The sequence below is a fragment of the Micrococcus sp. UYEF5 genome, assembly GCF_040546065.1.
GTDB classification, from domain to species: Bacteria; Actinomycetota; Actinomycetes; order Actinomycetales; family Micrococcaceae; genus Micrococcus; species Micrococcus luteus.
In genome coordinates this window covers 201336-215788 of the sequence record NZ_JBEPNB010000001.1, presented here as the reverse complement: position 1 = coordinate 215788, position 14453 = coordinate 201336, and the positions used below count along the sequence as shown (strand labels likewise).

At 75.4% G+C, this 14453-nt stretch carries 12 protein-coding genes; 9 read left to right on the top strand and 3 right to left on the bottom strand.

The genetic code is table 11. The features are described from left to right. Positions 1-52 precede the first annotated feature (52 nt). The 3 genes from ABIB16_RS01055 to ABIB16_RS01045 are packed head-to-tail and all read left to right on the top strand — an operon-like array spanning position 53 to position 4763. Positions 53-1861 (top strand): dynamin family protein, encoded by a 1809-nt coding sequence (locus ABIB16_RS01055; protein ID WP_044659171.1) that lies wholly within the window; start codon positions 53-55, stop codon positions 1859-1861. Then, positions 1858-3618 (top strand): GTPase, encoded by a 1761-nt coding sequence (locus ABIB16_RS01050; RefSeq protein WP_036338076.1) that lies wholly within the window; start codon positions 1858-1860, stop codon positions 3616-3618. The genes ABIB16_RS01055 and ABIB16_RS01050 overlap by 4 nt, the downstream gene beginning before the upstream one ends. Next, on the top strand, positions 3615-4763 hold the full coding sequence (locus ABIB16_RS01045) for a thiamine-phosphate kinase (RefSeq protein ID WP_044659169.1): 1149 nt from the start codon (positions 3615-3617) through the stop codon (positions 4761-4763). Before ABIB16_RS01050 ends, ABIB16_RS01045 begins: the two co-directional genes overlap by 4 nt. Positions 4764-4790: 27 nt before the next feature. On the opposite strand, the gene ABIB16_RS01040 is transcribed toward ABIB16_RS01045, so the two are convergent. After that, positions 4791-6257, bottom strand: coding sequence for a UDP-glucose dehydrogenase family protein (locus tag ABIB16_RS01040; RefSeq protein WP_036312925.1), 1467 nt, complete (start codon positions 6255-6257; stop codon positions 4791-4793). A gap of 122 nt (positions 6258-6379) precedes the next feature. After that, on the bottom strand, positions 6380-7156 hold the full coding sequence (locus ABIB16_RS01035; protein WP_078026043.1) for an IclR family transcriptional regulator: 777 nt from the start codon (positions 7154-7156) through the stop codon (positions 6380-6382). 228 nt (positions 7157-7384) lie between these two features. On the opposite strand from ABIB16_RS01035, the gene leuC reads away from it, so the two are divergent. The 6 genes from leuC (at position 7385) to ABIB16_RS01005 (ending at position 13874) form a co-directional block, all read left to right on the top strand. After that, positions 7385-8839 carry a 3-isopropylmalate dehydratase large subunit gene (gene leuC / locus ABIB16_RS01030; RefSeq protein WP_044659168.1) on the top strand — a complete coding sequence of 485 codons (1455 nt, stop codon included), beginning with the start codon at positions 7385-7387 and terminating at the stop codon, positions 8837-8839. Positions 8840-8842: 3 nt separating this feature from the next. Next, positions 8843-9448, top strand: coding sequence for a 3-isopropylmalate dehydratase small subunit (leuD, locus tag ABIB16_RS01025; RefSeq protein WP_010078962.1), 606 nt, complete (start codon positions 8843-8845; stop codon positions 9446-9448). A gap of 172 nt (positions 9449-9620) precedes the next feature. Then, positions 9621-10949 carry a UDP-N-acetylglucosamine 1-carboxyvinyltransferase gene (murA, locus tag ABIB16_RS01020; protein ID WP_036312919.1) on the top strand — a complete coding sequence of 443 codons (1329 nt, stop codon included), beginning with the start codon at positions 9621-9623 and terminating at the stop codon, positions 10947-10949. A gap of 98 nt (positions 10950-11047) precedes the next feature. Further along, positions 11048-11704 (top strand): lysophospholipid acyltransferase family protein, encoded by a 657-nt coding sequence (locus ABIB16_RS01015; RefSeq protein WP_241247602.1) that lies wholly within the window; start codon positions 11048-11050, stop codon positions 11702-11704. After that, positions 11701-12738 (top strand): NAD(P)H-dependent glycerol-3-phosphate dehydrogenase, encoded by a 1038-nt coding sequence (locus ABIB16_RS01010; protein ID WP_354436005.1) that lies wholly within the window; start codon positions 11701-11703, stop codon positions 12736-12738. Before ABIB16_RS01015 ends, ABIB16_RS01010 begins: the two co-directional genes overlap by 4 nt. After that, complete coding sequence (locus tag ABIB16_RS01005) at positions 12735-13874, top strand: D-alanine--D-alanine ligase family protein (protein ID WP_354436004.1); 1140 nt, start codon at positions 12735-12737, stop codon at positions 13872-13874. The genes ABIB16_RS01010 and ABIB16_RS01005 overlap by 4 nt, the downstream gene beginning before the upstream one ends. Before the next feature lie 28 nt (positions 13875-13902). Here ABIB16_RS01005 and ABIB16_RS01000 read toward each other — a convergent pair whose 3' ends face one another. After that, positions 13903-14382: a DUF3515 family protein gene (locus tag ABIB16_RS01000; protein ID WP_063190356.1), complete on the bottom strand. Its 480-nt coding sequence runs from the start codon at positions 14380-14382 to the stop codon at positions 13903-13905. Positions 14383-14453: the final 71 nt, after the last annotated feature.

Here is a 14453-nt window from a genome sequence, read left to right as displayed (position 1 = left end):
GCCGGGCCGGCGGGATGGGCGGCCGGCGCGCGCCCGTGAGACGATGGCCCACGTGCCACACACGGATCAGAACGTCCCAGACCTCGGTGTCGACACGGCCGTCCGCCGCGTGCGCGAGCACCTCGCCGCGCTCGAGTTGCCCTTCGAGACCGTCACCGCAGGGCAGGACCGCGCCGAGCGAGAGCGCACCCTGCACCAGATCGACGACTACGTGCTGCCCCGCCTCGACTCGCTCGACGCGCCGCTGCTGGCCGTCGTCGGCGGCTCCACCGGTGCGGGCAAGTCCACGCTGGTGAACGCGCTCGTCGGCCACGAGGTCTCCCGCTCCTCCGCCCTGCGGCCCACCACGCGGCAGCCGCTGCTGCTGCACAACCCCGCCGACGCCCACTGGTTCACGGGCCCGCGGGTGCTGCCCGACCTCGCCCGCGTCAGCGTGCACCGCGACGCGGCCGCCGGCCCCGTCGAACCCGACCAGTCCGCGATGGACACGGTCGCGCTCGTGGCCGAGCCCGCACTGCCGTCAGGCATCGCCCTCGTGGACGCCCCGGACATCGACTCCGTGGCGGACCAGAACCGCGCGCTGGCCCGGCAGCTCCTCGAGGCCGCCGACCTGTGGATCTTCACGACGACGGCGCACCGCTACGCCGACGCCGTGCCCTGGCAGCTGCTGGACGAGGCCGCCGCCCGCGACATCACCGTGGCCGTCGTGCTCGGCCGCGTGCCCGAGGGCGCGGCGGAGGACATCACCCCGGACCTGCGGCGCATGCTCACCGAGCGCGGCCTCGCCGACGCCCGGATCCACGTGATCCCCGAGACCCGCTTCGACGAGCGCGGTCTGCTCCCGCAGGAGCACGTCGCGGGCCTGCGCGCCTGGCTCGAGACCCTCGCCGCCGACGCCCAGGCGCGCGGCGCTGTCGCCCGCCGGACCGTGGACGGCGTGCTGGGCCAGCTGGCCGCCCGCGTCGCCGACCTGGCCCGCGCCGAGGAGGAGCAGCGGCACGCCGCGGACCTGCTCGCCCGGATCGTGGGGGACTCCACGGACCAGGCCGTCGGCCGGGTCCACGAGGCCACCTCGGACGGCACGCTGCTGCGCGGCGAGGTGCTCTCCCGCTGGCAGGACTTCGTCGGCACGGGGGAGTTCTTCCGCGGCGTCGAGACCACGATCGGCCGGCTGCGGGACCGCCTCGGCGCCCTGGTGCGCGGGCGCCCGGCCCCGCCCGAAGAGGTCGAGACCGCGCTCGAGACCGGCCTGCACGCCGTGATGGTCGAGGCGGCCGCCGCGGCCGCCGAGCAGATCGAGCGGCGTTGGGCGTCCGAGCCGGCGGGCCGGGCCCTCGTGGCCGGGCGCGACCTGGGCGCCCTGGCGCCGGACACGTCGGCGCGGGCGGCCGACGTCGTGCGGGACTGGCAGTCGGACGTGCTGGCGCTGATCCAGGAGGAGGGCGCGGGCAAGCGCACGCGCGCCCGCCTGGCGGCCACCGGCGTGAACGGCGCGGCCGTGGCCCTCATGATCATCTCGTTCGCCTCCACCGGCGGACTCGCGGGCATCGAGGTCGGCATCGCCGGCGGCGCCGCCGTCGTCGGGCAGAAGCTGCTCGAGTCGATCTTCGGCGAGGACGCCGTGCGCCGCATGGCCCGGCGTGCCGATGAGCTGCTCGAGCACCGAGTGCGGGCCTTCCTCGAGACCGTGCTCGCGGACCGCTTCCTGCCGCTGCTCCACCTCGAGCGCGAGCCGCAGGCCACCGAGGAGCTGCGCGCCCTCGTGCCGGTGCTGCGCCGCGGGGTGGCCGCCGGCGTCGACGGCCCGACCGGGCCCGAGCACGCCCCGTCCGCCGCCGAGGCGGGGGAGGAGCCCCGATGAGCCGCCGCGACACCCCCGCCCTGGCCCCCCGCCTGGACGCCCTCGGCGAGGCCGCCGAGCTGGCCGCGGGCCGCCTGCCCGAGGACGTCGTGGCCGGGGCCGACGCCGTCGTGCGCGCGGCCGGGGAGCGCCAGGCACTCTCCGCGGAGCACACCGTGGTCGGGTTCTTCGGGGCGACGGGCTCCGGCAAGTCCTCCCTGTTCAACGCGCTCACCGGCCGCGACCTGGCCCGCGTGGCCGCCACCCGGCCCACCACGTCCGAGCCGCTCGCCGCGGTCTGGGGCGTGGGCCGGGGACAGGGGTTGGACCCGGACGCGGAGCACGGCGACGGCACCGGCGAGGGCGGCGGCGCGGCCGCGCTGCTCGACTGGCTCGGCGTGCGCCGCCGCCACCTGCTGGACGAGGCGCCCGTGCTCGACGACGGCCGCCCCGGCTTCCTCGGCTTCGGCCGCCGTGACGGCGCCGACGCCACCGGCCTGATCCTGCTGGACCTGCCGGACATCGACTCGGTCGAGCGGGGCAACCGCGAGATCACCTCCCGGCTGGCCGGCCACGTGGACGTGCTGGTGTGGGTCGTGGACCCGGAGAAGTACGCGGACGCCGTGCTGCACCGCGAGTTCCTGGCGACCATGGGCTCGCACGCGGCCGTCACCCTCGTGCTGCTCAACCAGGTGGACCGGCTCTCGGTGCGTGACCGGGACGTCGTGCTGGCCTCGCTGCGCCGGATGCTCTCCGGCCACGGCCTCGGCGACGTCCGGGTGCTGCCCGTGTCCGCGCGCACGGGGGAGGGCCTCGAGGAGGTCGGCCGGCAGGTCGCGGCGATCGTCGCCCAGCGCGGCGCGGCCGCCGAACGCCTGGGCGCGGACGTCGCGGCCCGTGCCGCGGACCTCGCCGCCGCCTCGGGCGAGGGCGAGCCGGCCGGCGTCGGGCCCGGGGACGAGCAGCGGCTCGGGCGCGAGCTGGCCGTGGCCGGCGGCGTGCCGGCCGTCGTCCGGGCGGTGGAGGGCTCGTACCGGCTGCGCTCGGCCAAGCGCACCAGCTGGCCCGTGCTGCGCTGGATGCACTCCTTCCGCGCGGACCCCCTGCGGCGCCTGCACCTGATGCCCGAGAGCGCCGCCCCCCGCCGCGACCGGGACGAGGTCGCCCGCGACCCCGCGCTGCACCGCACCTCCCTGCCCGAGCGCTCGGGCACCCAGCGGGCCGTCGTCGACGGCGCGGTCCGCACGCTGGCCGCCGCGGCCGGCGCGGGAGCCTCCGAGCCGTGGGCCGCCGCCATCCGCCGCGCGGGCCGGGAGCACGCCGAGGAGCTCCCCGGCGCCGTGGACCAGGCGATCGCCGCCACCGACCTCGGGGCCGGTCGGGGCAGCTGGTGGCACCCCGTGCTGGACGTGCTGCAGTGGCTCGCCCTCCTCACCGCCGTCGTCGGCGCCGGCTGGCTGGGCGTCCTCGCCCTGGCCGGGTACCTGCAGTTCCCCCTGCCGCCCGCCCCCACGGTCGAGGGCTTCCCCCTCCCGACGCTGCTGCTCGTCGGCGGCCTCGCGCTCGGCGTGCTCCTGGCCCTGCTGGCGATCCCCCTGACCCGGTGGACCGCCGCGGCGCGGGGACGCCACGCGCGCCGCCGCCTCGAGGAGGCGACCACCGACGTCGGCCGGCGGCTCGTCGTCGACCCGGTGCGCGCCGAGGTGGACCGCTTCCGCGCCTTCCGCGACGCCCTCGCCCGGGCCTCCGGCGCCCCGGTCCGGCGGGGCCGCCGATGACGGTGCGCGACCCCGCGGCCGCGGCGGGGGCGACCGTCGGCGACCTCACGGAGGCCGAGCTGCTGGAGGTCGTCCTGACCGGGCTCGCTCCCGCCGTCCGGGACGGCCACTGGCCCGCCGGCACCGTCGCCCCGGGCGACGACGCCGCCCTCGTGCCCGCGCCCCGCGGCGGGACGCTCATCTCCACGGACGCGATGGGGGAGGGCACGGACTTCCTGCACCGCTGGCCGGCCGGCCCCCGCACCCGCGGCCACGACGCCGGCTGGAAGGCCGTCGCCCAGAACCTCTCGGACGTCAACGCGATGGGCGGGACCGCCTCCGCGCTCGTCACCGCCCTCACCCTGCCGCCGACGACGCCGGTCGCCTGGGTGCGGTCGTTCGCCGCGGGCATCGTGGGCGCGGTGCGTCACCTCGGCGCGCCGGACTGCCGGGTGGCCGGGGGCGACCTGGGCACCGGCGGACGGGTCCACGCCGCGGTGACGGTGCTCGGGGACCCGCACCCCGGCGGAGTGCTGTGCCGCACGCCGGCCGCGGCGGACCGGGACCGCGTGCTCGCCGAGGGCGCCGACCTCGTCCATGCCCAGGCGGTGCCGGACGGTCCCCGGGCCGCCGCGCCCCCGGGGCCGGGGTGGGCCGCCGCCGGGCTCGCCCTGCTGCTCACCGACCGCGCGGAGCTGGAGCGACGGGCGGACGCCCTCCCCGCCGCCGACCGGCCGTCACCGCGGGAGCTCGCCCGCGCCGTCCGCGCCCAGCTGCGACCCCGCCCGCCGCTGGCCCTCGGACCCGCCGCGGTGACGGCCGGCCTGCTCACCCTCATGGACGTCTCCGACGGCCTGGGCAAGGACGCGCACCGCATGGCGGCCGCCACCGGCGGGGCCGGACCCGCGCCGGCACCGTGGCTGGACGAGGCCTGGCTGGCGGCGACCGCCGCACCCCTGCGCCGCGTGGCCGCCCTGGCCGGGACCAGTCCGGAGGCGCTCGTGACCGGCGGGGGCGAGGACTACGGCCTCCTGGGGCTGGCGTGGCCCGAGACCGAGCTGCCCCGGGGGTTCACGCGGATCGGCCGGCTCGTGCCGGACGGGGCCCGGCCGCCGACCGGGCACCGGCCCCTGTCCGAGTCCGGCTGGGACCCGTTCGCCGGCTGAGCGCCCGGGCCGGGGTCCGCGGGCGGGTCAGGCCGCGCGGAGGAGTCGCTCCGGGTCGAAGCGGTGGCCGAGGCCGATGACGTCCCACCCGTGCTCGCGCCACGCGGCGACGTCCAGGACGTTGCGCCCGTCGATCAGCAGGCGGGAGGCCACGCGTGCGCCCACGGTGTCCGGATCCATCTCGCGGAACTGGCGCCACTCGGTCAGCAGCAGGGTCAGCTCGGCGCCGTCCACGGCCGCCTCGAGCGAGTCCACGTAGTCGAGCCGCGGGAAGCGGGCGGCCGCGTTGGCATTGCCCTCGGGGTCGTACACCCGGACGTCGGCGCCGGCCGTGTAGAGACGGTTGGCGACGTCGAGGGCGGGGGAGTCCCGGACGTCGTCGGAGTCCGGCTTGAACGTGACGCCCAGCACGGCGATCCGCGTGCCGTTGAGCACCTGCACGCTCGCGGGGGTGGGGGCGGGCCCGGAGGCCTCGGCCCGGCGGATCCGGCCGTCGCGAGCCGCGGAGAGCACCTGCACCGCCAGGTCCACCACGCGGTCACGGCGGCGCAGGTTGATGTCGTCCACCTCCGCCAGAAACCGCATGGTCCGGTCCAGGCCCAGCTCGGAGACGCGCGCCTGGAGCGCGCGGATGTCCTTGGGCAGACAGCCGCCCCCGAACCCCACGCCCGCGTTGAGGAACCGGCGTCCGATCCGCGCGTCGTGGCCGATCGCGTCCGCAAGGGTGCCGATGTCCCCGCCCACGTTCTCGGTGATCTCCGAGAACGCGTTGATGAACGAGATCTTCGTGGCCAGGAAGGCGTTCGCGGCCACCTTCACCAGCTCGGCCGTCTCGAGGTCCGTGCTGATCCACGGGGTGTCGTCCGCGAGCTGCCGCGCGTAGACCCGGCGCAGGATGCCCGCGGCGCGGGGCCCGTGCGTGCCGATGACGAGGCGGTCCGGGGTGAGCGTGTCCCTCACGGCGAAGCCCTCCCGCAGGAACTCGGGGTTCCAGGCGAGCTCGACCTCGCCCGGCAGCCCGGCCTCGGCGCGCACGGTGCGCACGAGCTCGGCCAGGCGGCGCGCGGTGCCCACGGGCACGGTCGACTTGCCGACGATCAGCGCGTCGCGGTCGATCGCCGCAGCGAGGGAGGCGACGGCGGCGTCCACATAGCTCAGGTCCGCCGCGGTCTCGCCCACCTTCTGCGGGGTGCCGACGCCGATGAAGTGGACGTCCGCCCAGCGGGCCGCCTCCGCGACGTCCGTGGTGAAGCGCAGCCGCCCGGAGGCGACGTGGGTGCGCAGCAGCTCGGGCAGGCCGGGTTCGTGGAAGGGCACCTCGCCGCGGGCCAGGCGCTCGATCTTGGCCGGGTCCACGTCCACGCCGAGGACCTCGAAGCCCAGCTCGGCCATGCACGCGGCGTGCGTGGCGCCCAGATAGCCCGTGCCGATCACGGACAGCCGCGGCGCGGCCTCCTGCTCGGCGGGGGCGGCGGGCGCGGTCGTCTCGGTCACGGCGGACTCCTCGGTGGTGCGGGGGCGGCGGTCGGGGACCTGGCTGACGCTAGGCCCCGCGGGTGAACGCGGGAAGAACGGGGTGTCTCGGCGGCGCGTCCCGTCGGTGGCGCGGGCGGGCCTCAGGCCTCGCCGGCGCGGATGAGCTCGGTGAGCCGCGTCGCGGCGGAGACGACGGCGTCCGCGTGCAGCCGGCCCGGCTGTCGGGAGAGCCGCTCGAGGGGGCCGGAGATCGAGACCGCCGCGATGACGCGGCCGCTGGGACCGCGCACCGGCGCCGACACCGAGGCGACCCCGGGCTCGCGCTCGGCCAGGGACTGGGCCCAGCCGCGCCGCCGCACCGCCGCGAGGACGGTGGGTGTGAACACGGCGCCGGCCAGCCCCTCGACGAGCCGCTCGTGGTCCTCCCAGGCCAGGAGCACCTGCGCGGCGGAGCCGGCCTTCATGGACATGCGAGCGCCCACGGGGATGGTGTCGCGCAGGCCCCAGGGCCGCTCCGCGCTGGCCACGCACACGCGGGAGTCCGCCTGCCGACGGAACACCTGGGCGCTCTCGCCCGTGGCGTCGCGCAGCCACAGCAGCACCGGGCCGGAGGCCGTGGTGAGCCGGTCCTCGCCGGCGGCGGAGGCGAGCTCGGCGAGGCGGGTGCCCAGCACGTAGCGGCCCTGCAGGTCCTTGCCCACCATGCGGTGGTGCGTGAGGGCGGCCGCGAGCCGGTGCAGCGTGGGCCGCGCGATCCCGGTGGCGATGACGAGCTGGGCGAGCGTGGCCGGGCCGGACTCGAGCGCGTCAAGGATCGCCACCGACTTGTCCACCACGCCGACACCGCTGGGATGCCGGTGGAGCGAGGGGCCGATGAGGTCGTCCTCGGTGGGCGGGCGCACGGGCTCGGTGGTCATGGGGTGATCGTAGTCGTCTCACTGCGCGGACGGCCGGGGATGTCGGCGCGCGACGTGCGCGACCGGGCCGGCCTCCGCCGCGTCCGGCATGTGAGACGAAATCTCACGATGTGGAATATCGCGCCGCGTGGTCGAGAACAGCCCCGCCGCGCCCCACAGTGGTCCGTGAGCACCGGCGCCCCGCGCCGGGCGACGACTGACAGGTGCGTGAGCAGGAAGGTGCGGCACATGACGACGGCGACGACGCGGCCCAGGACGCTGGCCGAGAAGGTCTGGGACGAGCACGTGGTGGTGCGCGGCGGGGGCGAGGGCGCCTCCCGCACCCCCGACCTGCTCTACATCGACCTGCACCTCGTGCACGAGGTGACGAGCCCGCAGGCCTTCGAGGGGCTGCGTCTGGCCGGGCGTCCGGTGCGTCGGCCCGACCTGACCATCGCCACGGAGGACCACAACACCCCGACGCTGGACATCGACCAGCCGATCGCGGATCCCACCTCGCGCACCCAGATCGAGACCCTGCGGGCCAACTGCGCCGAGTTCGGCGTCCGCCTGCACCCGTTGGGCGACGCCGAGCAGGGCATCGTTCACGTCGTCGGCCCCCAGCTGGGCCTGACCCAGCCCGGCCTCACCGTGGTCTGCGGCGACTCCCACACCTCCACCCACGGTGCGTTCGGCGCCCTGGCGTTCGGCATCGGCACCTCCGAGGTCGAGCACGTCCTGGCGACCCAGACCCTGCCGCTGAAGCCCTTCAAGACCATGGCGGTCACCGTGGACGGCACGCTGCGCCCGGGTGTGACGGCCAAGGACATCATCCTCGCGGTCATCGCGAAGATCGGCACGGGCGGGGGCCAGGGCTTCGTGCTCGAGTACCGCGGTGAGGCCATCCGGAACCTCTCCATGGAGGGCCGGATGACCATCTGCAACATGTCCATCGAGGCCGGCGCCCGCGCCGGCATGGTCGCCCCGGACGAGACCACCTTCGCCTACCTGAAGGGACGGCCCCATGCCCCCGAGGGCGCCGACTGGGACGCCGCCGTCGAGCACTGGCGCACCCTCGCCACGGATGAGGGCGCGGAGTTCGACGCCGAGGTGGTCATCGACGCGGACACGCTGGAGCCGTTCGTCACGTGGGGCACCAACCCGGGTCAGGGCGTGAGCCTGAACGACACCGTCCCCGCGCCCGAGGACTTCACCGACCCGGTGGCCCAGGAGGCGGCCCGCAAGGCGCTGTCCTACATGGACCTGGCCCCCGGCACGCCGATGAAGCAGGTCGAGGTCGACACCGTCTTCATGGGCTCGTGCACCAACTCCCGCATCGAGGACCTGCGGGCGTTCGCCGAGGTCGTCCGGGGCCGGCGCAAGGCCGAGGGGCTGCGCGTCATGGTCGTGCCGGGCTCGGCGCGCGTGCGTCTGCAGGCCATGGACGAGGGCCTGGACAGGGTGTTCGAGGACTTCGGGGCCGAGTGGCGGTTCGCCGGCTGCTCCATGTGCCTGGGCATGAACCCGGACCAGCTCGCCCCGGGGGAGCGCTGCGCGTCCACCTCCAACCGCAACTTCGAGGGCCGGCAGGGCAAGGGCGGACGCACCCACCTGGTGTCCCCGGTGGTCGCCGCGGCCACCGCCGTGCTGGGCCGCCTCGCCAGCCCGTCCGACCTGCCCGCCCTCACCCTCCAGGAGGCCTGAGCCATGGAGAAGTTCACCACCCACACCGGCGTCGGCGTGCCGCTGCGCGCCTCGAACGTGGACACGGACCAGATCATCCCGGCCGTGTACCTCAAGCGGATCTCCCGCACGGGCTTCGAGGACGCCCTGTTCGCCGGCTGGCGCCAGGACCCCGACTTCATCCTGAACACCGAGCCGTTCAGCGGGGGCACCGTGCTCGTGGCGGGCTCCGACTTCGGCACCGGCTCCTCGCGCGAACACGCCGTGTGGGCGCTCAAGGACTACGGCTTCCGCGCCGTGATCTCCCCGCGCTTCGCGGACATCTTCCGCGGCAACTCCGCCAAGCAGGGGCTCGTCGCGGCTCAGGTGGAGCAGGAGGACGTCGAGCGCATCTGGAAGGAGCTGGAGAACCGTCCCGGGACCACGGTCACCGTGGACCTCGTCACACGCACCGTCGAGTGCGGGGATGTGACCGCCCCCTTCCAGATCGACGACGACACCCGTCGCCGGCTGCTCGAGGGCCTGGACGACATCGCCGTCACCCTGGGGCACCAGGCCGAGATCGATGCCTATGAGGCGGACCGCCCCGCGTACAAGCCCACCACCCTGCCGGCCCGCACGGCCGGCTGACCGGCCGGCGCCGGGAGCGCACCATTGCCGCGCGTGCCCGGCGACGCCCTATGCTGGGAGTCGATTCCGGGACCGCCCGCCGCACGCGGCGGGCGGTCCCGTTCAGAGACCTCCCCGCTCCGGCGGAGTGGCCGAGACCGTGGCCCTGCGGCCGCGCTGAGGAAGGACGCGCATGGCGAAGCTCTTGACCATCCATGGCGGCAAGCCGCTGACCGGTGAGGTGACCGTGCGCGGCGCCAAGAACCTGGTGCCCAAGGCCATGGTGGCCGCCCTGCTCGGCAACTCGCCGTCCGTGCTCCGGAACATCCCCGAGATCAAGGACGTGGACGTCGTCAGCTCCCTCCTCGAGATCCACGGCGTGTCCGTGGAGTGGGACAAGGAGACCGGGCGGATCACGATGGACCCGGCCGGGGTGAAGTCGGCCCTGACCGCCGAGATCGACGCCCACGCCGGCGACTCGCGCATCCCGATCCTCTTCTGCGGCCCGCTCATGCACGCGATCGGGGAGGCCTTCATCCCCGACCTCGGCGGCTGCAAGATCGGCGACCGCCCGATCGACTACCACCTGGCCGTGCTGCGCAACTTCGGCGCCGTCGTGGACAAGCGCCCGGGCGGCATCTCCATCTCCGCCCCGAAGGGCCTGCACGGCGCCAAGCTCGAGCTGCCGTACCCCTCCGTCGGAGCCACCGAGCAGGTGCTGCTGACCGCCGTGAAGGCCGAGGGCATCACCGAGCTCAAGGGCGCCGCCGTCGAGCCGGAGATCCACGACCTCATCGCCGTCCTGCAGAAGATGGGCGCGATCATCACCGTGCAGACGGACCGCACCATCCGCATCGAGGGCGTGAGCGAGATGCGCGGCTACAACCACATCGCGCTGTCCGACCGCAACGAGTCCGCCTCGTGGGCCTCCGCCGCCCTGGCCACCCGCGGGGACATCTACGTCCGCGGCGCCGAGCAGCGCGACCTGACGGCGTTCCTGAACACCTACCGCAAGATCGGCGGCGAGTTCGACGTCGTCGACGACGGCATCCGGTTCTGGCACGCCGGCGGCGACCTCAATCCGCTCGTGCTCGAGACGGACGTGCACCCCGGCTTCATGACCGACTGGCAGCAGCCCCTCGTGGTGGCGCTGACCCAGGCCAAGGGGGTCTCCATCGTGCACGAGACCGTGTACGAGAACCGCTTCGGCTTCACCGACGCCCTCGTGCGGATGGGCGCCTCCATCCAGCTGCACCGCGAGTGCCTCGGCTCCGTGCCGTGCCGCTTCGGTCAGCGCAACTTCCTGCACTCGGCCGTGATCTCCGGCCCGACGCCGCTGCACGGCGTCGAGTTCGACATCCCGGACCTGCGCGGCGGCTTCTCCCACCTGATCGCCGCCCTCACCGCCGAGGGCACCTCCACGGCGACGGGCCTGGAGATCATCAACCGCGGCTACGAGCACTTCATGGCGAAGCTCGAGGGCCTCGGCGCCGACGTCGAGCTGACCGAACGCGACCGGTGAGCGGCGTGGACGCGCAGAGCCCTGCCGCTGCGGGGGGTCGTCCGACGCGTGCCGCGCGGGCCCCCTACGTGATCCCGGGGGCGATCGTGCGACCGGCGATGCGGGCCCTCGTCCGCCAGGTGTGGGAGGGGACCGAGCACCTGCCCGAGACCGGCGCGATCCTCGCCGTCAACCACATCTCGGAGGTGGACCCGCTCTCCGTGGCCCACATGGTCTACAACCAGGGCCTGCTGCCGACCTTCCTCGCCAAGGCCGAGCTCTGGAAGGTGCCCGTGCTCAAGCAGGTCCTCGAGGCCACCCGCATGATCCCGGTCGAGCGCACCCGCGACGGCGGCCGCTCGCTCGCCGCCGCCCGCGAGGCCGTCGCCACGGGCCGGGCGATCATCGTCTACCCGGAGGGCACCGTCACCCGCGATCCCGACGGCTGGCCCATGGCCGGGCGCAACGGGGCCGTGCGCCTCGCCCTGCAGACCGGCGCCCCGCTCATCCCCGTCGGTCAGTGGGGCATCCAGGAGCTGCTGCCGTACGGCGGCCGCTCCCTCCGCGTCCTCCCGCGCAAGACCGCCCGGATCCGGGTCGGCGCGCCCGTCGACCTCGCGGACCTGCGGGACCGCCCCGTGACGGCGGGGACCCTGCGCGAGGGCACCGGCCGCATGATGGCCGCGATCACCGACCTGGTCGCCGAGCTGCGCGGAGAACCGGCCCCGGAGGGCCGCTGGGATCCCGCGACCGGAGCGCGGGTGATCGGGGCATGAGCGATCCGCGCACCGTCGCCGTCCTCGGGGCCGGCAGCTGGGGGTCGGCCTTCGCCCGCGTCCTGGGCCTGAGCACCAGCCCCGAGTCCGCCCGCGCGTCCGAGATCGTGATGTGGTCCCGGCGGGCCGAGGTCGCCGAGGCCATCACCGAGCGACACGAGAACCCCGAGTACCTGCCCGGCATCACCCTGCCCACCTGCGTGCGCGCCGTCACCGACGCCGCCGAGGCGGTCCGGGGCGCCGGCGTCGTGATGGTGGCCGTGCCCGCGCAGCACGTGCGCGAGACGCTGCGCACCGTGCGCGCCGACCTGGCCCCGGACGCCGTCGTGGTCTCCCTCGTCAAGGGCCTCGAGCGCGGCACCGACGCGCGGATGTCGCAGGTCTGCGCGGAGGAGCTGGGCCTCAGCCCGGACCGGTTCGCGGTGGTCTCCGGACCCAACCTCGCCCTCGAGATCGCGCGCGGCGAGCCCACCGCCACGGTGGTCGCCTCGGCCTCGCGCGCGACGGCGGAGCGCATCGCCGCCCTCACAGCCGGCCGGACCTTCCGGCCCTACACGAACATGGACGTCGTGGGCGTGGAGATCGGCGGCGTGGTGAAGAACGTCATCGCGCTCGCCGTGGGCATCTGCGACGGGCAGGGGCTGGGGGACAACTCCAAGGCCTCCGTCATCACCCGGGGCCTGGCCGAGACCACCCGGCTGGCCGTCGCGCTCGGCGGCGACCCGGCCACCATGGCCGGGCTCGCCGGCCTGGGCGACCTCGTGGCCACGTGCGCCTCGCCCCTCTCCCGCAACCGCACGGCCGGCCGCCACATCGGCACCGGCCTCAGCGCGGAGGAGGCGGTGGCCGCCATGAGCCAGACGGCCGAGGGCATCAAGTCCGTCTCCGCCATCGTGCACGCCGCCCGCGCCCACGGTGTGGAGATGCCCATCAGCGAGCTGATGGACCGGGTGGTCGCCGGGGACGTGGCCGTGGACCGCCTCGCCGAGCTGCTGCTCGCCCGTGACCTGAAGTCGGAAGGACGCACCGCATGACCGCCACCCCCGCCCCGGAGGCCGCCGCCGACGCGCGTCCCCGCGTGCTCCTGCTCTTCGGCGGCCGCTCGAGCGAGCACCCCATCAGCTGCGTGACCGCGGCGGGCGTGCTGCACGCGGCCGACCGTCAGCGCTGGGACGTCGTGCCGGTGGGTGTGGCCCGCTCCGGCCTGTGGTCGCACGACGAGCTGGACGTGGCCTCGTTCCGCCTGGACGGCGACGCCCTGCCGGAGGTGCCGGAGCCCGAGGCCCCGGTGAGCCTGCGCGCCCTGCCGGACGGCACCGTCGAGCTGACCGCGGCCGACGGCTCCTCGCTGGGCCCGGTGGACGTCGTGTTCCCGCTGCTGCACGGCCCCTGGGGCGAGGACGGCACCCTCCAGGGCATGTTCGAGTCGCTGGGTCTGCCCTACGTGGGCTGCGGCGTGCTCGCCTCCGCGGTCGGCATGGACAAGCACTTCATGAAGGTCGCCTTCCAGGCCGCCGGCCTCGAGGTCGGCCCGTGGGAGACCATCACCGCCCGCGACTGGGCGCGCGATCCGGAGGCGGCCCTCGCCCGCGCCGGGGCGCTCGCCTACCCGCTGTTCGTCAAGCCCGCCCGCGCCGGCTCGTCCTTCGGCATCACCCGCGTCACCGAGCCCGCGGGTCTGCGCGCCGCCGTCGAGGAGGCCCGTCGCTTCGACCCCAAGGTCGTGGTGGAGGCGGGCATCGTCGGCCGCGAGATCGAGTGCGCCGTCCTCGACGGGCACGGCGCCGCCGCCCCGCGCGCCTCGCTGCCGGGGGAGATCGTCGTGGCCCACGACGAGGGCGAGACGCAGTTCTACGACTTCGAGTCGAAGTACCAGGACACCGGCAGCACCCAGCTGTCCTGCCCGGCCGAGCTGCCGGGGGAGGAGATCGAGCGGCTGCGCGCCCTGGCGATCCGCGCCTTCGAGGCCGTGGACGGGTCCGGCCTGGGCCGCTGCGACTTCTTCTTCACCCCGGACGGGCGCTGGGTGGTCAACGAGATCAACACCATGCCGGGCTTCACGCCCATCAGCATGTACCCGGCCATGTGGGAGCGGACGGGCCTGTCCTACGACGATCTGATCTCGGAGCTGCTGGACCTCGCCCTCGAGCGGGGCGTCGGCCTGCACTGACGCGGCCCGCGGCCGGCCCGCGCCGGTCTCAGCCGACGGGTGTGGCGTCCTGCACGCTGACGCAGCCGCCGCTGGGCTCGATCTGCGCGACCGCCGAGGACAGGCCCACCATCACGGTGTCCGAGCTGGCCTGGTCCTTGCCGAACAGCACCTCCACGGCCGGGTCACGGCCGTAGGTGGTGATCCGCCAGTTCTCGTCCTCGTCCCGGATGACCCAGTCGATCCCGTCCACGGAGATGCAGCGGTCCGTGGTGGGGCCGGGGACCTCGGCGCCGCAGCGCAGGACGACGGCGGCCGGGTCACCCCACACGGCCGTCGCCTGGCTGTCGGTGGGGCGCAGGTCGAGGTCGCCCAGGGCGTCGGGCATGGCCACCATGGCCGGGGCACACGCCGGGTCAGCGGCGTGGGGCGCGGCCTCCACCGTGGCCACCCGTCCGGTGCAGGCCGTGGCGCCGAGGGCGATCGCGGTCAGGAGGGGCACGAGACGACGCAGACGGCGGGATTCCATCCGCCCAGGATACGTGCGGCGCCGGGACCCGCGGGGGCCCGTGCCCTAGCATGGGCGGGACCGTTCCCGTC

Excerpts from the sequence above, each read along its gene's own strand:
- murA (WP_036312919.1), top strand. The coding sequence starts at position 9,621 with ATGGCGAAGCTCTTGACCATCCATGGCGGCAAGCCGCTGACCGGTGAG.
- ABIB16_RS01005 (WP_354436004.1), top strand. The coding sequence starts at position 12,735 with ATGACCGCCACCCCCGCCCCGGAGGCCGCCGCCGACGCGCGTCCCCGC.
- ABIB16_RS01035 (WP_078026043.1), bottom strand. The coding sequence starts at position 7,156 with ATGACCACCGAGCCCGTGCGCCCGCCCACCGAGGACGACCTCATCGGC.
- leuC (WP_044659168.1), top strand. The coding sequence starts at position 7,385 with ATGACGACGGCGACGACGCGGCCCAGGACGCTGGCCGAGAAGGTCTGG.
- ABIB16_RS01045 (WP_044659169.1), top strand. The coding sequence starts at position 3,615 with ATGACGGTGCGCGACCCCGCGGCCGCGGCGGGGGCGACCGTCGGCGAC.
- leuD (WP_010078962.1), top strand. The coding sequence starts at position 8,843 with ATGGAGAAGTTCACCACCCACACCGGCGTCGGCGTGCCGCTGCGCGCC.
- ABIB16_RS01000 (WP_063190356.1), bottom strand. The coding sequence starts at position 14,382 with ATGGAATCCCGCCGTCTGCGTCGTCTCGTGCCCCTCCTGACCGCGATC.
- ABIB16_RS01010 (WP_354436005.1), top strand. The coding sequence starts at position 11,701 with ATGAGCGATCCGCGCACCGTCGCCGTCCTCGGGGCCGGCAGCTGGGGG.
- ABIB16_RS01015 (WP_241247602.1), top strand. The coding sequence starts at position 11,048 with ATGCGGGCCCTCGTCCGCCAGGTGTGGGAGGGGACCGAGCACCTGCCC.
- ABIB16_RS01050 (WP_036338076.1), top strand. The coding sequence starts at position 1,858 with ATGAGCCGCCGCGACACCCCCGCCCTGGCCCCCCGCCTGGACGCCCTC.